The sequence below is a fragment of the Amycolatopsis sp. 505 genome (assembly GCF_031625235.1).
Classification (GTDB): domain Bacteria; phylum Actinomycetota; class Actinomycetes; order Mycobacteriales; family Pseudonocardiaceae; genus Amycolatopsis.
Genome location: NZ_JACKQP010000001.1, coordinates 1,016,768 through 1,038,064, shown reverse-complemented (window position 1 = coordinate 1,038,064; position 21,297 = coordinate 1,016,768). Strand labels below are relative to the sequence as shown.

Below are 21,297 nucleotides of genomic sequence, written 5' to 3'. Positions count from 1 at the left end.
TCACCTGACCGGGCGGTAGGTGAGCGATATGGACCCGTAAAGGCCTCTTTCCCCCGCGGAGGCCTTTACGGGTCTTTTCGGACAATGGAAGACCATGCGAAAGTAGCTACTTTATTTTCGGTGGGGATCCAACACTTGAGGACACGGTTTTCCCGGTCCCCCTCGGTGAACGGAGTCCCCGCATGTCCAAAACCCTCCGCGTCCTCACGGTGGCCGCCGCCGCGGCGGCCTCGCTGGCTTTCTCGGGCACCGCCCACGCCGCCGTGTTCGGCGCGCACTTCCACGGCCATCAGTTCTCGGGCGGCAACTGGGGCGGGTACGTCAGCTTCGGCAGCTTCACCACGGCCACCGCGAGCTGGACGGAACCGGCCGTGACCTGCACGTCCACCGACGACCTGTTCGCGCCGTGGGTCGGCATCGACGGCGACGGATCGTCCACTGTGGAGCAGACCGGCGTGGCCACCGATTGCTCCAGCGGCCGCCCGGTCTACCAGGCCTGGTACGAGATGTACCCGGCCGCACCGGTGTACTACTCGAACTCGGTCAGCGCCGGCGACCACATCACCGCCACGGTGACCCGGACGGCGACGAACACCTACCGCCTCGACATCAGCGACACGACCAAGGGCTGGTCCAAGACGGTCACCAAGTCCCTGACCTCGAAGCACGCCTCGGCGGAGGCGATCATCGAGTCCCCGACCGACTCCTACCCGTCGATCTCCGGCGGCATCAAGTTCACCGGCGTCAAGTTCAACGGCACGAACCTGGCCTCGACGAGCCCGTCCGGTCTGAACGCCGACGACAAGGGCAGCTACACGTGGACCCCGGGCGCGATCGGTGCCGACGGCCAGAGCTTCACGATGACCCGCCACTGAGTCACTTCAGGTTGTTGATCGCCCAGGCGACCACCATCACCGCGAGCACCAGCGACACGACGGCCTGCAGCATCATCGTCATCTTCGCCCAGACCCGCAGGGGCATGACGTCGGTGGGGCTGAAGGCCGCCGCGTTGGTGAACGAGAAGTACAGGTAGTCCAGATAGGACGGTTCCCAGTTCTGGCTCGCCAGGCTCGGGTCGGCCATCTGCGGGAACTGCAGGTCGGGGTACTCGGCCCGCCCCGCGGCCCGCCGGCCCGGGCCGCCGCGGTCGAACTCCCAGTACCAGAGGGAGAAAGCCACGATGTTCGTCCAGTAGACGATCGCGCCGGTGACCAGCACGGCACCGGCGTGGTCGCCGATGGTCCCGGTGGCGATGTTGTAGACGAGGGTGACCGCGGACCCGGCGTTCACCGCGGTGACGGCGCCGACGAGCAGCAGCGAGATGACCCGCTCGACGGCGCTGAAGTGCGACATCCGCCCCGGGTTGGCCAGCAGCAGCGCGACGACGAGCAGCGCCGAGACCGCCGGCAGCAGCCACCGCGGGTGCAGGGCCATGTCGTCGGGCAGGGCGACCTGCAGCACGAGGGTGGCGACGACGACGCCCATCGCGGGCCAGCGGGTCTCGCCGGAAGTCCGCCTGCGCCAAGCGGGAAGTGCCTCTTCTGTCACGCGCCCAAGGTAGGACGACGCCGTCCGGTTAGCCAGCCGGTGCGGTCGTCACTTCGCCGGGGAGCTTGCGGGCCACGTCCGTCCGCGACCGCGCACCTAGCTTCCGCAGCACCTTCGCCACGTGCTGTTCCACCGTCCGGGGAGAGAGGAACAGCCCGTCCGCGATCTCCCGGTTCGTCCGGCCCTCCGCGAGCATCCGCGCCACCTCGCGCTCCCGCGGTGACAGCTCGCTCCCGTACCCCCGCCGCCCGCGCTGCGATGGTGCCCAAGCGCCGTGCTCGCGCAGCTGGTGACGGCAGCGGCCGGCGTCGCGGGTCGCCCCGAGCTGCTCGTACGCCTCGGCCGCCGAGGTCAGCTCGTCGACGGCCGACCGGTTGCCCGCGGCCAGCCGGCACATCGAGGCGCGCTCGCGCATGGCCGTCGCCGGGTAGGGCATCGGCAGGGCCGCGTAGCCGGACGCGGCTTCGTCGAACAACGTCGCCGCGGCCAGGTGCTTGCCGCGTGCTTCGAGCAGCACCGCGCGGCCCGCCACCAGCGCGGCCGCGGCGACCGGCGCGTCCCGGCCCTCGATGCCGCGCGCGAACGCCTCGACGACGTTGTCGGCCTCCGGCCAGCGCCCGGCCCGCGCATACGCTTGCGCCGCCGCCGGGACCAGCGCGGCGGCCCAGATCCAGACGCCCTTGCGGCCGGCCGCGGCCACCGCCGTGTCGGCCGCCGCGCACGCGCCGTCGACGTCGTCGGTCGCCAGGAGCACGGAGATCAGCACGCCGGCGGCCGAGAGCACCACCGGGATCGGTCCGCGGTCCGGCGCGTACACGCTCGCGGCGGTCAGGTGCCGCTGGGCGGCGGCGAACTCGCCGCGCACCGCCGCGAGCCCGCCGAGCACCAGTGAGGACTCCATCACGATCGGGCCGAGTTCCGGGTAGCTGTCCCGCAGCTGCTCGGCGGCCTCGGCGAGGCCGGTCCAGCGCCCGCGCACCCAGTCCAGCCGGACGCGGGTGCCCTGGATCAGGCCGATCGCGTACAACGCGCCCGCGTCGGTCGCGCGCCGGACGCCCTCGGTCACCAGCCGGTCCGCGCGGTCGAGGTGCCCGGCCCAGGACTGCCCGTCGGCGAGGTTGCACCACAGCCGGGCCAGCTGGACGCGCTCGGCGACCGTGCCGACGGTGTCCGAAAGCGCTTCGAACTCCGCCCACGCCGAGCCGTCGCCGACGTGCGAGGCGGCGGCGATGCGGTCGGCGGTCAGCGCGAGCCGCAGCTCGGGGTCGTCGAGCCGCTCGTACACCTCGCCCGCGCGGGCGCGCCAGGATTCGTGCCACGACAACGGCGTCAGCCCGTCGATCGGCTGGGCGAGCAGGGTGATCCCGCGGGCGGCGAGGTCCGGCCGGTCGGTCAGCTCGCCGACCGCGCGCTCGACCTCCAGCCGGCCGCGGCCGAGGCCGCCGATGGTCCGGACCAGCAGCATGCCGAGGCACAGCCGGATCGAGCCGCGGACCGACGGCGGCAGCGTCACCTCTTCGAGGACGCGCTGCAGCGTGCCGAGCACCTCGGGGCGGAACCCCCGCAGCGCGACCTGGCTCAGCTTGCCCGCCACCCGCCCGGTGTCGGCCTGCGACGGCCCGGGCTCGGCGAGCACCGACTGCAGGAGGTCGATCGCGCGGGACGTCTCGCCGCGGGTGATCGCCTCGTCGGCGGCCGCTTCCGCGTAGTGGCGCCACTGGTCGACGCGGCCGGCGGCGCGGGAGTGCCGGGCCAGCAGTGTGAGCGGCGGGGACGGCTGCGCGGCGAGCACGCGGATCGCCTGCGCGTGCAGCAAAGCGCGTTCCGGTCCGCTCACCGTGTCGTAGACCGCCTTGCGCGCCAGCGGGTGCCGGAAGCCGTACCGGTCGTCGCCGACCTCGCCGAGCACGCCGCCGGAGAGCGTGTCGAGCAGCGCGGTGCGAAGGGTGTCGCCGGACAGCCCGGCCAGTTCGCCGAGCACGGCCGCCTCCGCGCCGACGCCGAGCACGGCGGCCGCGCCGGCCAGCCGCACCGCCGGCTCCGGCAGCGCGGCGAGCCGTTCGGTGACGGATTCCCGGAGCAGCACCGGTACCTCGAGGTTTTCGAGCAGGCGGTCGGAGAGGACCTCGCCGACCGGGAGCCGTTCGGCCGCTTCCTTCAGCGCGCGCAGGGTTTCCTCGGCCACGAACGGGATCCCGGCCGTGCACTCGTGCAGTTTCGCCGCGAAGTCGTCGGTCACCCTGGGCAGTTCGAGGATGTCGACGGCCAGCGCGCGCACGGCCGCGACGTCGAGCGCCCCGAGCGCGACGCGCGCGGAGTGCACCGCCGGGTCGGTCCGGAACGGGGCTCCCAGCGGGCCGGGGCGGACGTCGGTGGCCGACCGGTAGGTGGCGACCACCGCCAGCTCGGGCGGCATCGTGCCGGCCAGGAATCGCATGAGGTCGCGGGTGTCCTCGTCGGCCCACTGGAGGTCGTCGATCAGCACGAGCGTGGGGCCGCAGGCGTGCAGGAGCTCCCGCACCGCGCGGAACACGCGGTGGCGTTCGGCGACCGGGTCGGCCAGGGGTTCCGGCCGCGGGGGAAGCGCTTCCGCGAGTTCCGGCAGCAGCGGCCGCAGCACGCCGGCGACCGGGCTGAGCGGCCCGAGCGGGGCGTCGCCGACCGCGCGAAGCGCTTCCAGGACGGGCCCGTAGGGGAACGGTTGCCGCAGCGGCTGGCAGGCGCCGGTGAGCACGCGGCCGCCGTCGAACTCCTTGCGCCGCCCGATCTCCGCGAGCAGCCGGGTGCGGCCCATGCCGGGTTCGCCTTCGATGAGGACCGCGGCCGGGCGTCTCCGCAGCACGGCGACGATGGCGTCGAGCTCGGTGTCGCGGCCGGCCAGCCGGGCGGGTCCGGACCGGACGGAAACCGAGGTGGGGCGGGGGGTGGTCAGCCACATATGACCCTCCTCGACACACACCGGGACCAGCTCGCGGGAGCCTAAGCAGCGGCGATGCGTCCGTAAACCTTTCACCGAATACGTGGTGGGTGCGGTCGTCACACGTCTGCCTACCCACCGTCACCGGTTTGCTGCGGGAACCGGGGCGATCGGCTCACCCAGCGTGCGAAACCCCGGCCGATCGCACGTTCGAACGTCGCTTAACGCGTTCGTGTACTCCAAGTGACTACTGAAAGTAATTCACGGAAACCCTACTTACGGACCTGTCCGACTGGGTGACGACGGGCGGCTGAGCCCGGCTGGAGCAGGGGATTCGTCCTCGGTGAATGCGTATACCCATTCGCCGGGCGCCCGGATTGCACCGTAACGCCCACTGCGGGGACCCTCACCCGGGGGAGTACCACTGCGTGGCCGGTGCGGAGCCGCGCGTAACCACCTAGGGAGAAGCATGAAGATCGCGAGACTTCTCGGTGCCGCTGCCACCGCGGTGATGGCGACGGGCGCGCTGGCCGCGACCGCCGTCCCCGCGTCGGGCCAGGACCTGCTGAACCCGGACATGGTGCCCGCCATGCAGCGGGACCTCGGCCTGACCCACGACCAGGCGATCGCCCGGCTGAAGAGCGAGGACGTCGCGAACCGGGTCACCGAGTCGCTGACCGCGGCGCTCGGCGACGCGTTCGGTGGCGCCACCTACAACGCCGCCACCGGCAAGGCGCACGTCACCACGACGAACGCCGCGCTGGCCGGCAAGATCCGCGAAGCCGGTGCCGAAGCGGAAGTCGTCCGGTTCAGTGCCCGCCAGCTCAATTCCACTGTGGACAAGCTGAACGCCGCGGACAAGGCCGCGCCCGCCGCGATCACCGGCTGGGGTGTCGACGACGCTACCAACCGCGTCACCCTGGACGTGCTGCAGGGCCAGCGCGCCGCCGCGGTCGCGTTCCTCGCCAAGTCCGGTGTGGACTCCGCCGTCGTGGCGATCCGCGAGACGGCGTCGGTGCCCACGACGTACGCCAACATCCGCGGTGGCGACGCCTACTACATCGGCGGGTCCTCGCGCTGCTCGGTCGGTTTCGCGACCACGACCGGCTTCGTCACCGCCGGCCACTGCGGCGCCCTCACCGGCGGTGGCTCGCTGACCGGGTCGAACGGCGCTTCGCTCGGCAGCTGGATCACCTACCGCTTCCCCGGTGTCGACTACGCGGCGGTCCGGACCAACAGCAACTGGACCCCGGTCGCCCAGATGAACAACGGGACCGCGGTGCGCGGCCAGTCGAACGCCGCGACCGGCTCGTCGGTCTGCAAGGCCGGTTCCACCACCGGCTGGACCTGCGGCACCATCGGCGCCAAGAACCAGAGCGTCCGCTACGCCGAGGGCACGGTCAACGGCATGACCGCGACCAACGTCCGCTCGGCCGCGGGTGACTCGGGCGGCGGCTTCATCGCCGGCAACTACGCGCAGGGCATCCTGTCCGGCGGCAACACGTCCGTGACGTACTTCTATCCGATCGCCGGCGCGCTTTCCGGCACCGGCACCACCCTCAAGACCAGCTGAGCCGGTAAACCGCGGAAGGGCGGGTTCCGGGCGCCTCCAGCGCGCCCGGAACCCGCCCTTCGTTCCTCGCCGCGGGAATGGGAGGTTCGCGGGTCAGACGTTGCTGATCTCCTCGATCAGCCCGTCGACGTCGAAGTGCGCGCTCTCTTCGCCGAGCGGCACCAGTTCGATGGAGGCGTCCAGGAAGCTCCGGACGTCTTCGACCTCGAGCTCGAACGACGCATAGCCGTCCGGTGACTCGATTTCCAGGGTCAGGAAGTCTTCGTCCTCGGAGAGGTCCGGGCGGATCCGGACGTCGCCGAGGCCGGCCGGCTCGTCGAGCCCGGCCACGAGCAGGTCACGCGCGAAGGTCCACTCGATCCACCGGCCGCGCTCGGTCCGGAAGGCCACGGTCACCGCGAAGGGTTCGTGGGAGTGGTAGGACAGGCGCGACAGGACGGGCGTGGTGCTCTCGTTCAGCAGCACGAACTGGCTCTGGTGTACGGCGTCGGTGTGCACGGCCCCTCCTGGAGTCTCGCGGTGGTTCGCGCGGCGCGAACTGTTCGGCAAGGAGATGACCAGGGGGAACGGTCATGACGGAGAAAGTCTCACGTTCACTTGATCGGTTGCATCCGTCCATTGTGGTGTAACACCGGGCACATACCCCTTGCGCTCAGGCGGCCACGGGTGGTGACGGTTCGCGCAGTGCCTCCGGCAGTTTCTTCCGCAGCACGAGCAGTGCCGGGACGGCGGACGCGCAGGTCAGGGCCAGGATCGACCAGGTCAGCGCGTTGCTCGTGCTGAGCAGCGCGGCCAGCAGGCCCGGCGCGAGCGCGATGGGCAGGCCCCAGGAGAGCTGGAAGATCGAGCTGGCCCGCCCTTCGGCCCCCGGCGGAGCGGCCGCGGCGGCCGCGGCGGTGGCGGTCGGGCCGAAGAGGGCTTCGGCGATCGAAAAGCCGAGGCTGGTGAGCAGGATCAGCACGGTGGCCACCGGCAGCGGGACGGCGGTCAGCGGGACCAGGAGCGCGAAGCAGATCGCGAAGAGAACGGCGGACCCGATGAGCCCGGCGGTCCGGCTCCGCCCGGCGAGCAGCCCGACGATCGGCCGCTGCCCGGTGACGACGACCACGGTCCCGACGGTGATCGCCGTGCCGGCGATCCACTGTGGACCGTGCAGGAGGTCGCGGACGACGATCGGCAGCACGGAGAACTTGCTCGCGCTGGCGAGGGTGAACGCCATGTGGGTGACGCAGAACCCCGTGAAGGCCCGATTGCCCAGCACCGCCCGCCAGCTCCCGGCCGGTCGTGAGCGGTAAGGAGGGTTAGCACCCGCGTTACCACTCACGACCCGCGGCAGGAGGCGGATCAGCACCGCCGCCACCCCGAAGCTCGCCGCGTTCGCGTACGCGAGCAAGTGGAACGCCCACGGGCTCGTGATCGTCGGCAGCACCGCCATCGCCGCCGCGCCGAGACCCGCCCCCGCGAACCGGCCCACCGTCTGCGTGGCCAGCACACGGTCGGTGTCGGTGCCGGAGGTGAGCCGGGCCACCATCGGCGCGTTGCACGTCCAGAACAGCCGGTCGCCGAAGCCCGCCACCGCCGACACCACGACCACCTGCCAGCTCGTGTGCGCCAGCGGGTAGGCCGCGAAGGCGGCGAGCCGCACCAGGTTGCCCGCGATGAGCAGTGCCCGCGGCCCGAAGCGGTCCATCGCCGCGCCGGTGGCCGGGCCGGTGACCAGGGCCAGCAGGGCGCCGATGGTCAGCGACGCGCCCGCGTCGACCAGGCCCATGCCCTGCCCGTGCACCAGGAACAGCAGGGCGAACGGGACCCACAGCCCGCTGCCCAGCGCGTCGATCAGCGTCGCGGCCAGAAAGATCCGAAGCATGCTTCCCCCAGCGGGACAGCTTACGGGTCGAGCGGCAGCGTGAGCCCCACTTTCACACGGTCCATCGCCACGCTGGTCGTGAAGTGCCGGACGTTCGGGTTGTCGAAGAACATCCGCCGGGTGAACGCCTCGAAGCCCGCCATGTCCGGGCACGTCACGATCAGCACGAAGTCCGCCGTGCCGGTGACGTAGTAGCACTGTTGGACGGCGTCCTCGGCGAGGACCTGGCGGCGGAACCCGTCGAAGACCGCGAGGTTCTCCCGCTCCATCTCGACCGTGACCACGAACGTCATGCTCAGCCCGAGCGCCTCCGGCGACAGCACCGCGACCTCGCGCTCGATGACGCCCGCCTCGCGCAGCCGCTTGATCCGCCGCTGGACGGCCGCGGCCGAGAGGCCGACCTTCGCGCCGATCGTTTCGGCGATCGTGCGGGCGTCGGCCTGGAGGCAGGCGAGGATGGCGATGTCCAGCTGGTCGAGGTCGGGTGTCCGCACCTCAGCAGGCTAACCGGCACCCCCGACAATTCGCCGCGTGTCACTCCTCCGTGACGTCGCTCACTACTCCGTCCGGGGCGAAGATGAAACAACTTTTTGCGTGAGCTGGAACACAACTGACCGGTCTACCAGGGGGTAGCCCATAGAAGTGGAAGACCAGCCGGTCGCTCCGCCAACCCGCCGGCGTGGGGAGGCTCTCCCGTGCCCGCACCTGCCGCCGTGCTGACCGGTCTCGGTTCGTGGTTGCCGACGAAAGTCCTGGACAACCACGAAATCGCCGCCCGGCTCGACACCTCGGACGAGTGGATCCGGACCCGCACCGGGATCCGCGAACGCCGCGTCGCGGGCCCGGACGAGTCCACTGTGGATCTCGCGGTCGGGGCGGGCCGCGAAGCGCTCGCGGGCACCTCCGCCGACGCCGTCGTCCTCGCCACCTCCACGCCCGACCAGCCCTGCCCGGCCAGCGCACCGCAGGTCGCCGCCCGGCTCGGGCTCGGCACGGCCGCGGCCTTCGACGTCAACGCCGTCTGCAGCGGCTTCGTCTACGCCCTGGCCACGGCCGCCGGGTTCATCGCGGGCGGGCTGGCCGAGCGCGTGCTCGTGATCGGCGCGGACACCTTCACCACGCTCATCGACCCCGGCGATCGCACCACCGTGCCGATCTTCGGCGACGGCGCCGGCGCGGTGCTGCTCCGCGCGGGTGACGCCGACGAGCCGGGCGCGTTCGGCCCGTTCGACCTGCACAGCGAGGGCGAGCACGCCGAGCTGCTGTGGGTCGAGGCCGGCGGCGCGCGGCGGCGGCTGTCCGACCAGCCGGGCGACCGCTTCCTCGCCATGCAGGGCACGGCCGTGTTCCGCCACGCCTGCGCGCGCATGGCCGAGTCGTCGCGCACGGTCCTGGACCGCGCGGGCTGGATGGTCGGCGACGTCGACCGGTTCGTCGGGCACCAGGCGAACATCCGGATCCTCCAGGCCACGGCCAAGCAGCTCGGCATGCCCGCCGACGCCGTCGTCGCCAACATCGACCGGGTCGGCAACACCAGTGCCGCGTCCATCCCCCTCGCCCTGGCCGACGCCCGCGCGGACGGGACGCTCGTCCCGGGCCACCGCGTCCTGCTCAGCGCGTTCGGCGCGGGCCTGACCTGGGGTTCGACCGTGCTGCGCTGGCCGGACCTGGGTCAGCTGTCCTGAGCGCCGGTCGTCCAGGTCGGCGTCGCCTCCTGGCGGCCGCGCAGCGCCAGCTCGCTGTGCTTCTCCCAGTGCGCGGCTTCGCCCGGCAGCGCCGCGGAGACGACGGCGTCGCTGGCGAGCACCCGTGACGGGACGGCCTTGGCGAGTTCGGTGAGCCGGGCGGCCTCGTTGACCGCGTCGCCGATCACGGTGTACTCGAGCCGGCTGCTGGTGCCGAGCTGCCCGGCGAACACCGGGCCGCTGGAGACACCGACGCCGACTTCGAGCTCGCCGGCCTCGCGGACCGCGTCCCGGATCGCCCGCGCCGCGGCCAGCGCGGCCGTCGGGCCGTCCGCGAGCCGCGTCGGCGCGCCGAAGATGCACAGCGCGGCGTCTCCCTGGAACTTGTTGACCAGCCCGCCGCGCGCGTTGACCGCGGAGACGACCGCGGCGAACAGCCGGTTCAGCTTCCCGACCAGTTCCTCCGGCGGCGTGCGGTAGGCCAGCGCGGTCGAGTCGACGACGTCGACGAACAACGCCGTGACCTCGCGGACGTCGCCCGAGAGGGACGCGCCGTACTCCAGCGCGTGCCGGGCGACGTCGGCCCCGACGTGCCTGCCGAACAGGTCCCGCATCCGCGCCTGCTCGCGCAGGCCGGCGGCGAGCTGGTTCACCGACGTCTGGAGCCGGCCGATCTCGCTGGCGTCGTCGACGTCCACGGCGACGTCGTTGTTGCCACGCGCGATCTCGTCGAGCGCCACCCGCAGCCGGTGCAGCGGTGCCGCGACCGCCCTGGCCAGCAGCGCGGTGCCGATCGCGCCGACGGCGAGACCGATCACCGACAGCATGACCAGGCTCGCGGTGTGGTCGCCCGAGCCCAGGTCCGGCGGCGTGGCGACGAGCAGCACGCCCACCAACGGGACACCGCTGGCCAGCGCCCAGGTGACGACCAGCCGGGTCAGCACGGTCACCGGCAGCGAACCCCGCGGCGGCAGGACGTCCAGCGCGATCGTCATCACCGGCCGTGCCACCCACTCGGCGGCGAGGTAGGTGAGCCCGACCGTGGTGAGCCCGCCGAGCCCGATCACCGTCGCCATGCCGCCGGCGTCGCCGGCCGAGCCGAGCGCCCCGGCGAGCACGGTGAGGATGACGGTGCCGATCAGCCAGAGCGTGCCGCTGACCACGGCCATGTCCACCGGCAGCCGCAACGCGCGCCGCGCCTCGCTCACCGACGGCGGGCGCCCGAGCACGAACCAGATGGCGGTGCGGCGCTGCAGCCAGGCGGTCCACAGCGTCCCGGCGAGCAGCGCGGCGGCGACGATGCCGGCGGCGGTCAGGCCGAGCACCCAGCCGCGGTCGCCGACGTCGTTGGGCAGGCCCTGCAGCACGAGCAGCAGGGCGACGACGCCGGACCCGGCCACGCTCGAGCCGATACCCAGCCCGGCGAAGCCCAGGCTGGTGCGCAACACCACGCGGACGTTCTTCACGGCGATCTTGCGCACGGCGTCGATCGTACGGCCGGAAATGCGTGGCCACCCCCGGTGGCGGCTGGTTACCGTGCGCGGCGAGGCCAAGGGCGTGACGCTGCCCGCCCCGCCTTCGTCAGAAGCGGTACCGCACGATGTGCGCGGTCCGGGCCATGGGCCGGACGACCTTCAGCATCCGCAGCTGGAACCGGGTGATCGGGCCCATCTTGGCCAGCACGTCCGGGGTCGCCCAGTGCGCGGCGTCCAAAGAGGACTCCAGCGTGAGGCCGCAGCGCTCGAGTTCCCGCGGGTCGTCGACACCCCAGTACAGCGTCGCGCCCGCCTTGCGCACCGGCGCGTTGAGCTTCTGGATCTTGATGGCGGTCCGGTTGAAGAGGTCGCAGATCAGCCGGCCGGACGGGAACTTCGCGACCAGCCGGCGGAACAGCTCGGTGCCGGTCTCGGGCTTCAGGTACATCGTGAGGCCTTCGGCGACGATCAGCGCCGGCCGGTCCGCGGGCACCTGGTCGAGCCACTCGAAGTCGGTCACCGACGAAGCGATGTGCGACTGGTTCGGCGCCTTCGGGTACAGCTTTTCGCGCAGCTCGACGACCTCGGGGTAGTCGACGTCGTACCAGTGGACGGTCTCCGGCGGCGCGAGGCGCTGGAACCGGGTGTCCAGGCCGCAGCCCAGGTGCAGCACGATCGCGTCCGGGTGGGCGCGCAGGTACTCGGCGGCCCAGTCGTCGATCGGCTTGGCCCGCAGCACGACCGAGATCGCGCGGTCGGGGGAGATACCGATCTTGGTGAAGTCGTAGTCGATCCGGCGGACGGCGTCGTCGGCCGCCCGGTCGCCGAGGATCGGGTGGGCGCTGCGGTAGTCGAGCGCGCGGCCGTACAGCGTGGCCAGGTTGGTGGCTTTTTCTCCGGTGAAGCGGACCTTTTCCATTTCAGCGCTCCTCCGCGGCGAAGTCGTGCGCGTAGTTCTTGGCGTCCACCAGGTGCTTGAGCGTCAGCTCGCGGGCGGCGGCGGGGTCGGACCGGCGGATCGCGTCGAGGATGGCCCGGTGGTCGGCGACGGCCTTGCGGATCTGCCCGGGCAGCCGCAGCGCCGCCCGCCGCTCCTCGCCGACCAGCGCGAGCACGGACCGGAGCAGCCCGGCGACGTCGTCGTTGCCGGCGTTCTGCGCGATCACCCGGTGGAACTCGGCATCGGCGGCGATGACGTGCAGCATGTCCCCGTCCTCGGCGGCCTGCGCCATCTCGGCGACGTTGTCCTCGAGCCGGCTCACGGTCTTCGCGGAGGCGTGCCGGGCCAGCCGTTCGGCGAGGGTCGGTTCGACCGTCGCCCGGAGGTCGAAGAGCTTCTCGACGAGCTGGTCGTGCTCGGTGAACCAGGTCCGGAGGGGCTGTTCCTGCTGCTCGCGGACGTAGGTGCCGGAGCCGGCGCGGATCTGGACGTACCCGATGGAGTCCAGGACGCGCAGCGCCTGCCGCAGCGAGCCCCGGCTGATCCCGAGCTCTTCGCACAGGACGCGTTCGGCGGGCAGCCGGCTGCCGGGCGGCAGGTCACCGGAGTCGATCCGCGCCCGCAGCCGGTCGACGGTCGCGCTCCAGACCTGCTCGGTGTCCACCCGCTCATCCTCTCAGCTCCCGGAATCGCCGGGGGTGGCTGCCATGATCACGGCATGACCGCGCGATTCAAGGACCTCGCCCTGGACGCGGGCGACCACCAGGCCCTCGCCGACTGGTGGTGCCGCGCCCTGGGCTACCTCCGCCGCGATTCGATGACCGGCGACTCGCGCCCGGCGGACTGGCCGGTGCCGATCGTCGATCCGGTGGGCGACGGCCCCTTGATCTGGATCAACCCCGTGCCGGAGGCGAAGACGGTCAAGAACCGCCTGCACCTGGACGTCTTCACCCCACGGTGAACTCGGGGGTGTCTGACCTGACACATCCAACCCCGTGCGCGTCGCGGGAGCGGCCCACGGTGCTTAGGCTCGCTGCGTGAATGCTTCATGACGTGGTGGCACGCCCTGATCGTCGTGGTCGCCGGGGTCTGGGCCGGGACCATCAACGCCGTCGTCGGGTCCGGGACGCTCGTCACCTTCCCGGTGCTCGTCGCGCTCGGGTACCCGCCCGTGACCGCCACCACCTCGAACGCGATCGGCCTCGCGCCCGGGACGATCAGCGGGGCGTGGGGGTACCGGCACGAGGTCACGGGCTACTGGCGGCAGACCGCCAAGTTCGCCGTGGCGTCCTTCCTCGGGGCCATCGGCGGCACCATCCTGCTGCTCTCGCTGCCCAAGGACGCCTTCGAAGCCGTCGTCCCGGTGCTCGTCGGGCTGGCCGTGGTCCTGGTGGTCATCCAGCCGAGGGTGTCGAAGTGGGTCGCCGAGCGGCGCGAACAGAACGGGACCGAGCACAAACCCGGGCCGCTGCTGATGTTCTTCATCTTCCTCATCGGCATCTACGGCGGGTACTTCACCGCCGCGCAGGGCGTGATGCTGATGGCCGTCATGGGGATGCTGCTGTCCGAACCGCTGCAGAAGCTCAACGGCGTCAAGAACGTGCTCGCCGCCGTCGTCAACCTCGTCGCCGGGATCATCTACGCGTTCGTCGCGCCGGTCAGCTGGGCCGTCGTGCTGTGGCTGGCCGTCGGCAGCACCGCCGGCGGCTTCCTCGGCGCGAAGATCGGCCGGAAGCTGTCGCCGGCGGTGCTGCGCGGCGTGATCGTGGTGATCGGCGTCGCCGCCGTCGTCCAGCTGGTCGTCAAGCAGTTCGCGAGCTGAACTCCCGCGCCGCGGCCAGGAACAGGTCGTTCTCTTCGCGGGTCCCGATGGTCACGCGCACGCCGTCGCCGGCGAAGGGGCGCACCACCAGCTTGCGGTCCAGCGCGTGCTCGGCGAACGGGACAGCCTGGTCACCGAGCGGCAGCCAGACGAAGTTCGCCTGCGTCTCCGGCACCCGGTAGCCCGCCTCCAGCAGCGCGTCCCGCACCCGCGTCCGCTCGACGACGATGTCCTGGCAGCGGGCCAGGAGTTCGTCGGCCGCGTCGAGCGACGCCAGCGCGGCGACCTGGGCCAGCATGTTCACCGAGAAGGCCACGTACACCTGGCGAAGCGCGTCCGCGATCGGCTCGGGTGCCACCGCGTAGCCGACGCGGAGGCCCGCGAGGCCGTACGCCTTCGAGAACGTGCGCAGCACCATGACGTTCGACCGGCTGCGCGTGTACTCGACGCCGTCGGGCACCTCGGGGTCGGTGACGAACTCCTTGTACGCCTCGTCCAGCACGACCAGCACGTGCTCGGGCACGGCGGCCAGGAACCGCTCCAATTCCGCGCGGCGCACCGCCGTCCCGGTCGGGTTGTTCGGGTTGCAGACGAAGACCACGCGCGTCCGGTCGGTGATCGCCGCGAGCATCGCGTCGAGGTCGAGCTCCTGGCCCTCGGTGATCGGGACCTTCACCGAGACGGCGTTCGCGACCTGCGTGACGATCGGGTACGCCTCGAACGACCGCCAGCCGAAGATGACCTCGTCGCCGGGCGCGCACACCGCCTGGATCGTCTGCTGGCACAGCGACACCGAGCCGCAACCGATCGCGACGCGCTCCACCGGCACGTCCAGCTCGCGCGCCAGCCGCTCGCGCAGTGCCTGCGAGCCGGTGTCCGGGTAGCGGTTGACCCCCGTCGCGGCCTCGGCGATCGCCTGCGCGACGCTCGGCAGCGCACCGCCGGGCACCTCGTTGCTCGCCAGCTTGATCGCGCCTTCGATCGTCCGGCCAGGGACGTATTTCGGCAACGATTCGAGATCGGCACGCGGGGACACGGACGGCATCTTCGGCGCTCCTGGAAATCGACGGGACGACCCCGTCACCGTATCTTTCCCGCCCGCCGCCCCGCGACTCCCTTCGCGCGGTTTCCCCACCGCGACCTGCGTCACCGGGCTTCCTCCCGTTCACCTCCAGGTGATTGAGTGAAGCAATGACGCCGACCTCCACCGTGGACTACCAGCGCACCGACGGCCGCACCCTGCGGCTGACCTTTTCGGAACCCGAAGGCGCGCTGCGCGGCGGCCTGGTGGTGCTGCACGAAGCCGACGGCGTCACCGACGGCGTGAAACTGCTGCTCGCCAGCCTGGCCACCGAAGGCTGGCTGACCGTCACCCCGCACCTGGAGAACGAGGAGCTCACCCAGCAGGACCTCCTGGAAGCGACCGACCGCACCCTCGCCTGGCTGGTCGAGCGAGGTGTCCAGGCCGACCTGCTCGGCGTGATGGGCTTCGACCTCGGCGGCACCGCGGCCCTCGTCGTCGCGTCGCACCGCAAGCTCGGGGCTGCGGTCAGCGTCGGCGGGCAGCAGACCGCCGAACTGCCCGCGCTGGTCGAGATCGCCGGGCGGCTCACCAGCCCGTGGCTCGGCATGTACGGCGACGCCGGCGACGAGGCGGGCGGTGCCGACGTCGAGCGCCTCCGCGACGCCGCCGCGTCGGCGAAGGTCGCCACGAACGTCGTCCACTACCCGGGCGCGAACCACCGCTTCGACGCCGACCCGGGCGCGGCGGCGGAGGCCTGGCAGCGCACGCTCAACTGGTTCGACGCGCACCTGCGGTGAGTGTGGTCGGCACCCACTCCCAGCCGGGGTTCCGTGTCGGTTGCGACCACGGTGACTTCCGGATCCGAGGGATTAGGCTCGGACCGTGACGCACACCGCCGACGCCCCCGAAGTGCTCTGGCGCCCCGAGCCGGGCCACGTTGCCGACACCAAGATCGAAGCCTTCCGCCGGTGGCTGCGCGCCGAGCGCGGCGTCGAGGTGGACGACTACCGCGCGCTGCACGAGTTCTCGGTCGAGCGCGGCCCGGACTTCTGGGCGGCGGTCGCGGACTTCCTCGGCGTCCGCTGGCACGACCAGCCCGGTGAGGTGCTCTCCGGCGGGATGCCGGACGCCGTTTGGTTCGAGGGCGGCACCCTGAACTACGCCGAGCACGCGCTCACCCCCGGCGTCGCGGGCGCCGCGAAGGGCGACGACGAGACGGCGGTGATCTTCCACCGCGAAGACGGCTTCGCGAGCCACCTGACGTACGGCCGGCTCCGCGCGCAGGTCGCCGCCGCCCGGGCCGCGTTCCTCGAACTCGGCGTCGGCAAGGGCGACCGGGTCGTCGCGCTCGCGCCGAACTGCCCGCAGACGCTGGTCGCCTTCCTCGCCGCCGCGAGCATCGGGGCGATCTGGTCGTCGTGCTCGCCGGACTTCGGCGTCCGCGCGGTCGCGGACCGGTTCGTGCAGATCGAGCCGAAGGTGCTCTTCGCGGTCAACGCCTACGCGTACAACGGCCGCCAGTTCGACATCCGGACCACGATCGCCGACCTTCAGGCGCAGCTGCCTTCGCTGGCCGCGACCGTGCTCGTCGAGTACGTCGGCGAAGGCCGGATGGACGGCGCTCTCGACTGGGACGAGCTGCTCGCGAAGCACGAAGGCGCGCCGCTGCTGTTCGAGCCGGTCGAGTTCGCGCACCCGCTGTGGGTGCTCTACTCGTCGGGCACCACCGGCCTGCCGAAGGGCATCGTGCACGGCCACGGCGGCATCACGCTGGAGCACCTCAAGGCGCTCGCGCTGCAGACCGACCTCGGCCCCGGCGACCGGTTCTTCTGGTTCAGCACCACCGGCTGGATGATGTGGAACTTCCTCATCTCCGGCCTGCTGGTCGGCATCACGATCGTGCTCTACGACGGCAGCCCCGGCTTCCCGGACCTGAACGCGCTCTGGCACCTGGCCGAGCAGCACCGCGTCACCTACTTCGGGACGTCGGCGCCGTTCATCCAGAGCTGCCTCAAGGCCGGCATCAAGCCCGCCGAGCGCTACGACCTGACCGGGCTGCGCGCGCTGGGCTCCACCGGCGCGCCGCTGAGCGTCGAAGGCTTCCGGTGGATCGTGAACGAGGTCGGGCGCAACGTCCAGATCTGCTCCGTGTCCGGCGGCACCGACCTCTGTGCTGCGTTCGTCGCGTCGGCGCCCGACGTCCCGGTCTGGCTCGGAGAGCTGTCGTGCCCGGCGCTCGGGGCCGCGGTCAACGCCTTCGACGAGGCGGGCCAGGCCGTCGTCGAGGAAGTCGGCGAGCTGGTCATCACCAAGCCGATGCCGTCGATGCCGGTGTTCTTCTGGAACGACCCCGACGGTTCGCGCCTGCGGGAGGCCTACTTCGAGATGTACCCGGGCCGGTGGCGCCACGGGGACTGGATCCGCATCACGAACCGCGGCTCCGCGGTGATCTACGGCCGCAGCGACTCGACACTCAACCGGGGCGGCGTCCGGATGGGCACGGCCGAGTTCTACCGGGTCGTCGAGGGCTACGACGAAATCGCGGATTCCCTGGTCGTGGACACCTCGGCGGCCGGGAACGAGGACGGGCAGCTGATCTGTTTCGTGGTGCTCGCCGGCGGCGTCGCGCTCGAAGACGTCGAACCGCGCCTGCGCAAGGAGCTGCGTAGCGCACTGTCACCGCGCCATGTACCCGATCGGTTCGTCGTGGTTTCCGAGATTCCTCGTACCTTGAACGGTAAGAAGTGTGAGGTACCGGTGAAGAAGATCCTCGCCGGTGTGGCTCCCGACCGGGCCGTCAGCCGGGACGCGCTGGCCAACCCGGCGGCACTGGCGCCGTTCGTGGAGCTCGCCGGGGGGTAGATGGGGGAAGCATGATCATCCACGGCGGGTTGTACGGGTGGTGACGGGGACACGCGCGCAGATCACCTGGAAGGTGGCGGGGGCCACCACCGTGGGGGTGATCACCTGGGTGACCCGGCTGGCGGGCCTGATGACCCTGGGCTCGATCCTGATCCCGGCCGGGCGGCGCAGCCTGCGCGGGCACCTGGCCGAGTGGCTGGAGCTGCCGCAGGAGGCCACCGTCGCGGCGGCGACCGTGGCGCTGGTCATGGGCGTCCTGCTGGTGCTGCTGGCCGCCGGGCTCCGGCGCCGCAAGCGCCGGGCCTGGCAGCTGGCGGTCGGCGCGACGGTGCTGCTGACGATGTCGCACCTCGGGCTCAAGCACGTCTTCGCGGCCGGCCTGGTGTCGGTGCTGCTGCTGGTGGGCCTGATCGCCAACCGGCGTTACTTCGTCGCGAAGCCGGACCCGGTCGTCGGGCGCTGGCGGGCGGTGCGCGTGTTCGTCCAGCTGGCGCTGGCGGGGTTCGTGATCAACGTCATCCTGCTGTCGGTGGCGCCGCGCGCGGCCCTGGAACCGATCGGCTTCGGCGACCGGCTCGCCGAGTCGGCGCTCGCGCTGGTCGCCGCCAGCGGGCCCGCGGTGTTCCACCAGATGTGGCTGGAAGACCTGGTCACCGGGGTCGGGCTGCTGTTCGGCCTCGCCGCGGTGCTCGTGTCGGCGTACTTCCTGCTGCGCTCGGCCGAACCGGCGCCGCGGCTGACCGACGAGGAGGTCGCGCGGCTGCGCCGGCTGCTGGACGAGCACGGCGAGCGCGACTCCCTCGGCTACTTCGCGCTGCGGCGGGACAAGTTCGCGGTGTTCTCCAAGACGGGCAAGGCCGCGGTCACCTACCGCGTGATCGCCGGCGTCGCGCTGTGCTCGGCCGACCCGCTGGGCGACCACGAGGCGTGGCCGGGCGCGATCGAGGAGTACCTGGAGGTCTGCCGGCGGAACGGCTGGACCCCGGCGGCGATGGGCGTCTCCGAGCTCGGCGCGACCGTCTGGGCCCGCTTCGGCCTGGAGGTCCTGGAGATCGGCGACGAGGCGGTCGTCGACGCGGCGGGGTTCACCTTGGCCGGCCGCACGATGCGCGGCGTCCGCCAGGCGGCGGCCCGCACGAAGCGCGCGGGCTACAAGGTGCTGGTGCGCCGCGCCGAGGACCTGCGCCCGGGTGAGCTGGCCGAGCTGGAGGTCCTGGCGGCCACCTGGCGCGGAACGGACACCGAGCGCGGCTTCTCGATGGCACTGGGCCGCATGGGCGACCCGGGGTCGGTCCTGGTGACGGCCGAGCAGGGCGGCCGCGTCCGCGGCGTGCTCCAGTTCGTGCGGTGGGGCAAGACGGGCCTCTCGCTGGACGTCATGCGCCGCGACCGCACGGCCGACAACGGCGTCAACGAGCTGATGATCTCGGAGCTCCTCCTGGCGGCCGCTCGCCACGGCGTCACGCAGGTCTCCCTGAACTTCGCGGCGTTCCGCGCGCTGATGGAGCAGGGCCAGCGCATCGGCGCCGGACCGGTCGCCCGCATGTCGGCGAAGGTCCTGCACTTCTTCTCGCGCTGGATCCAGATCGAGACGCTGTACCGCTTCAACGCGAAGTTCCAGCCGCGCTGGGTACCCCGGTACCTGGTGTACCCGGGCGTCCGCGAACTCCCGCGCGTCGGCATCGCCACGTTCGAGGCCGAAGGCCTGGGCGGCCGCTCTCCACGCCTGCTCAGACTGCTGCGGCGGGCGTAAGGGGGGTCCCGTTCCGGGGTGATCGAGGGGTGTGTAACCTATCTGAGCAGTGGTCGTTGGGCCCAGGAGGCTTCGCCTAGTCTGGTCTATGGCGCCGCACTGCTAATGCGGTTGGGGGTAACCCCCCCTCCCGGGTTCAAATCCCGGAGCCTCCGCTGGTACCCGGTTCGCCGGGTGCTAGGTTACAACTGAACACGCGCCCGTAGCTCAGCTGGATAGAGCATCTGACTACGGATCAGAAGGTCAGGGGTTCGAATCCCTTCGGGCGCACGTCTGGTTGAGACAGCAGTACAAGGAACCCCCTGGAAACAGGGGGTTCCTTGCTGTTGCAGGCCGTTGGTGCCGTCGTCAGAAGTTCTTCTTGGCCACCGTCCACGGGTACTTCGACGCGAGTCCGGACGGGTCCAGGATGTACGAGCGAGCCGTCGCGTTGCCGTTGAGGACCATGTCGAGGAACTGGACGACCGTCGTCATGCCGTCGGACAGCTGGTTGCCGGTGATGAAGCCGACGTGTCCGGCCTGAGGGTGCACCGCCAGCACCGCGGGCACGGTGGCCAGGTCGTAATTGGCCCGGGTGTTGTCGTAGGCGATGTCGGACGGGCCGCCGGCCATGAACAACGTCGGTGCGTGGAGCCGGGCGAGCTCGGCCCGGGAGTAGCCGAACGAGCCGTCGGCGAAGAAGCCGCTGTCCAGGGACACCGCGGCGGAGACCCGGCTGTCCTGCGCGGCGACCAGGGCCTCGAGGCCGCCGCACGAGTGGCCCGCGGTGGCCACCTTCGTCAGGTCGAGCCGCTGGGCCAGCGGTGCCCCGGACCGGTTCTGCTCCCGCTCCGCCCACGTGATCGCGCCGGTCAGCAGGGACGGGATGGGGGAGCCGCTCGGCACGCCGTTGGCCGATCCGTTCGCCGAACCCGTGTCCACGACGACGAAGCCCTTCGACGCGATGACTGTCAACGCGCGGGTGACCTCGCTGTTGTCCGTGTGCGCGCAGGCGCCGTTGCCGAACGCCAGCACCGGCATCGGCGCACCCACCGCCTGCGGGTTCGACGGCCGGAACACGGTGTACCGGTTGTCGCCGTACGCGGCCTCCCGGGTGACCGGGAAGTTGTTGTTCACCGCGGGATTGCCCTCCTCCGGCGGGGTCGGCGCCGAGCCGTTGCACGCGACGCCGTTGAGCGTGAACGCCGACGGCGCGGCCGGGCTGCCGCCGGACGTGGCGTTGAACCCGAACGAGACCGTCCCGCCCGTGGCGACCGCGCCGTTCCACGACGCGTTGGTCACCGACACCTGGGCGCCCGACTGGGCAGGGGTGCCGTTCCAGAGCTGGGTGATCCGCTCGTTGCCGGAGAACGTCCACCCCACCTGCCAGCCGGTCACCGGGCTGCCGAGGTTCGTGACCGTCACGGCGGCGCCGAACCCGCCTTGCCACTGGGAGCTGACCGTGTAGCCGACCCGGCAGCCGCCGGCGGCCTCCGCCGCGTCCGCGGCCGGGCCGGCCACCGCGGGTGCCGTCGTCACCGCCAAGGCCGCCGCGAAGGCGGTTGTTCGCCGGGCACGGGAACCGGTTGCGCGCATGATGATCTCCTCGTCGACGAGTGGCTGTCCGACTTGGGAGCGCTCCCATTCCCGGTTGGGACTGTGGACTGATTGCGGTACGCCCGTCAAGCAAAGTGTCTGGCGAAGTGCCGGTTTCACCCGGTCGGGCCAGTCGCGGTCGGTTCCGGAGGTGGCCCGTATCGGCTGCGCTGCGTTACTGGACTGGACCAGTGCGGCGACTGGACCGAGGGCTGGTCTTGACCACTGGCCACGCTCCGTGGCGACGCTTCCCTAA

General features: G+C 71.7%; 18 protein-coding genes and 2 tRNA genes. 10 read left to right on the top strand and 10 right to left on the bottom strand.

Annotated elements, in window-relative coordinates:
• Positions 1–182 precede the first annotated feature (182 nt).
• Complete coding sequence (locus H5965_RS05020) at positions 183–875, top strand: G1 family glutamic endopeptidase (protein WP_310968116.1); 693 nt, start codon at positions 183–185, stop codon at positions 873–875.
• Between the two features lies 1 nt (position 876).
• On the opposite strand, the gene H5965_RS05015 is transcribed toward H5965_RS05020, so the two are convergent.
• Together H5965_RS05015 and H5965_RS05010 are read right to left on the bottom strand one after the other, a co-directional pair.
• The gene (locus tag H5965_RS05015; RefSeq protein ID WP_310968500.1) at positions 877–1,485 is read right to left on the bottom strand and encodes a DUF1345 domain-containing protein; all 609 of its coding nucleotides are present in this window, start codon (positions 1,483–1,485) and stop codon (positions 877–879) included.
• A gap of 91 nt (positions 1,486–1,576) precedes the next feature.
• On the bottom strand, positions 1,577–4,486 hold the full coding sequence (locus H5965_RS05010; RefSeq protein WP_310968115.1) for an AAA family ATPase: 2,910 nt from the start codon (positions 4,484–4,486) through the stop codon (positions 1,577–1,579).
• 448 nt (positions 4,487–4,934) lie between these two features.
• Between H5965_RS05010 and H5965_RS05005 the strand changes: the two genes are divergently transcribed.
• Positions 4,935–6,038: a S1 family peptidase gene (locus tag H5965_RS05005; RefSeq protein WP_310968114.1), complete on the top strand. Its 1,104-nt coding sequence runs from the start codon at positions 4,935–4,937 to the stop codon at positions 6,036–6,038.
• 93 nt (positions 6,039–6,131) lie between these two features.
• On the opposite strand, the gene H5965_RS05000 is transcribed toward H5965_RS05005, so the two are convergent.
• The 3 genes from H5965_RS05000 to H5965_RS04990 form a co-directional block, all read right to left on the bottom strand.
• Positions 6,132–6,536, bottom strand: coding sequence for an SsgA family sporulation/cell division regulator (locus tag H5965_RS05000; protein ID WP_310968113.1), 405 nt, complete (start codon positions 6,534–6,536; stop codon positions 6,132–6,134).
• Positions 6,537–6,690: 154 nt separating this feature from the next.
• Positions 6,691–7,905, bottom strand: a complete 1,215-nt coding sequence (locus H5965_RS04995; RefSeq protein ID WP_310968112.1) for an MFS transporter — start codon at positions 7,903–7,905, stop codon at positions 6,691–6,693.
• Between the two features lie 20 nt (positions 7,906–7,925).
• Complete coding sequence (locus H5965_RS04990; RefSeq protein WP_310968111.1) at positions 7,926–8,399, bottom strand: Lrp/AsnC family transcriptional regulator; 474 nt, start codon at positions 8,397–8,399, stop codon at positions 7,926–7,928.
• A gap of 201 nt (positions 8,400–8,600) precedes the next feature.
• Between H5965_RS04990 and H5965_RS04985 the strand changes: the two genes are divergently transcribed.
• Entirely contained in the window at positions 8,601–9,590 is a 990-nt protein-coding gene (locus tag H5965_RS04985; protein ID WP_310968110.1) for a beta-ketoacyl-ACP synthase III, read from the top strand.
• Here the strand turns inward: H5965_RS04985 and H5965_RS04980 are convergent.
• The 3 genes from H5965_RS04980 to H5965_RS04970 form a co-directional block, all read right to left on the bottom strand.
• Positions 9,578–11,071 (bottom strand): adenylate/guanylate cyclase domain-containing protein, encoded by a 1,494-nt coding sequence (locus tag H5965_RS04980; protein WP_310968109.1) that lies wholly within the window; start codon positions 11,069–11,071, stop codon positions 9,578–9,580. The genes H5965_RS04985 and H5965_RS04980 overlap by 13 nt on opposite strands.
• A 100-nt stretch (positions 11,072–11,171) precedes the next feature.
• The gene (locus H5965_RS04975; RefSeq protein ID WP_310968108.1) at positions 11,172–11,984 is read right to left on the bottom strand and encodes a class I SAM-dependent methyltransferase; all 813 of its coding nucleotides are present in this window, start codon (positions 11,982–11,984) and stop codon (positions 11,172–11,174) included.
• Position 11,985: 1 nt separating this feature from the next.
• Positions 11,986–12,669, bottom strand: coding sequence for a FadR/GntR family transcriptional regulator (locus tag H5965_RS04970; protein WP_310968106.1), 684 nt, complete (start codon positions 12,667–12,669; stop codon positions 11,986–11,988).
• A 54-nt stretch (positions 12,670–12,723) separates the two neighbouring features.
• On the opposite strand from H5965_RS04970, the gene H5965_RS04965 reads away from it, so the two are divergent.
• Together H5965_RS04965 and H5965_RS04960 are read left to right on the top strand one after the other, a co-directional pair.
• Complete coding sequence (locus tag H5965_RS04965) at positions 12,724–12,966, top strand: VOC family protein (RefSeq protein WP_310968105.1); 243 nt, start codon at positions 12,724–12,726, stop codon at positions 12,964–12,966.
• A gap of 87 nt (positions 12,967–13,053) precedes the next feature.
• Complete coding sequence (locus H5965_RS04960; RefSeq protein WP_310968104.1) at positions 13,054–13,827, top strand: sulfite exporter TauE/SafE family protein; 774 nt, start codon at positions 13,054–13,056, stop codon at positions 13,825–13,827.
• Here the strand turns inward: H5965_RS04960 and hisC are convergent.
• Positions 13,808–14,872 (bottom strand): histidinol-phosphate transaminase, encoded by a 1,065-nt coding sequence (hisC, locus tag H5965_RS04955; RefSeq protein ID WP_310968103.1) that lies wholly within the window; start codon positions 14,870–14,872, stop codon positions 13,808–13,810. The two genes, H5965_RS04960 and hisC, sit on opposite strands and share 20 nt — an antisense overlap.
• Positions 14,873–15,018: 146 nt before the next feature.
• Between hisC and H5965_RS04950 the strand changes: the two genes are divergently transcribed.
• From H5965_RS04950 to H5965_RS04930, 5 genes are all read left to right on the top strand, one after another.
• Positions 15,019–15,648 (top strand): dienelactone hydrolase family protein, encoded by a 630-nt coding sequence (locus H5965_RS04950; RefSeq protein ID WP_310968102.1) that lies wholly within the window; start codon positions 15,019–15,021, stop codon positions 15,646–15,648.
• 85 nt (positions 15,649–15,733) lie between these two features.
• Positions 15,734–17,713, top strand: coding sequence for an acetoacetate--CoA ligase (locus tag H5965_RS04945; RefSeq protein ID WP_310968101.1), 1,980 nt, complete (start codon positions 15,734–15,736; stop codon positions 17,711–17,713).
• A 37-nt stretch (positions 17,714–17,750) separates the two neighbouring features.
• Entirely contained in the window at positions 17,751–19,466 is a 1,716-nt protein-coding gene (locus H5965_RS04940; RefSeq protein ID WP_310968100.1) for a phosphatidylglycerol lysyltransferase domain-containing protein, read from the top strand.
• A gap of 65 nt (positions 19,467–19,531) precedes the next feature.
• Positions 19,532–19,621, top strand: a tRNA-Ser gene (locus tag H5965_RS04935).
• 41 nt (positions 19,622–19,662) lie between these two features.
• A tRNA-Arg gene (locus tag H5965_RS04930) sits at positions 19,663–19,736 on the top strand.
• Between the two features lie 78 nt (positions 19,737–19,814).
• Here H5965_RS04930 and H5965_RS04925 read toward each other — a convergent pair.
• Entirely contained in the window at positions 19,815–21,041 is a 1,227-nt protein-coding gene (locus H5965_RS04925) for a cellulose-binding domain-containing protein (RefSeq protein WP_310968099.1), read from the bottom strand.
• Between the last annotated feature and the right edge of the window lie 256 nt (positions 21,042–21,297).

Coding starts and splice junctions, on each gene's coding strand:
- H5965_RS05020 (WP_310968116.1), top strand. CDS start 183: ATGTCCAAAACCCTCCGCGTCCTCACGGTGGCCGCCGCCGCGGCGGCC.
- H5965_RS05015 (WP_310968500.1), bottom strand. CDS start 1,485: ATGGGCGTCGTCGTCGCCACCCTCGTGCTGCAGGTCGCCCTGCCCGAC.
- H5965_RS05010 (WP_310968115.1), bottom strand. CDS start 4,486: ATGTGGCTGACCACCCCCCGCCCCACCTCGGTTTCCGTCCGGTCCGGA.
- H5965_RS05005 (WP_310968114.1), top strand. CDS start 4,935: ATGAAGATCGCGAGACTTCTCGGTGCCGCTGCCACCGCGGTGATGGCG.
- H5965_RS04995 (WP_310968112.1), bottom strand. CDS start 7,905: ATGCTTCGGATCTTTCTGGCCGCGACGCTGATCGACGCGCTGGGCAGC.
- H5965_RS04975 (WP_310968108.1), bottom strand. CDS start 11,984: ATGGAAAAGGTCCGCTTCACCGGAGAAAAAGCCACCAACCTGGCCACG.
- H5965_RS04965 (WP_310968105.1), top strand. CDS start 12,724: ATGACCGCGCGATTCAAGGACCTCGCCCTGGACGCGGGCGACCACCAG.
- H5965_RS04960 (WP_310968104.1), top strand. CDS start 13,054: ATGACGTGGTGGCACGCCCTGATCGTCGTGGTCGCCGGGGTCTGGGCC.
- hisC (WP_310968103.1), bottom strand. CDS start 14,872: ATGCCGTCCGTGTCCCCGCGTGCCGATCTCGAATCGTTGCCGAAATAC.
- H5965_RS04950 (WP_310968102.1), top strand. CDS start 15,019: ATGACGCCGACCTCCACCGTGGACTACCAGCGCACCGACGGCCGCACC.
- H5965_RS04925 (WP_310968099.1), bottom strand. CDS start 21,041: ATGCGCGCAACCGGTTCCCGTGCCCGGCGAACAACCGCCTTCGCGGCG.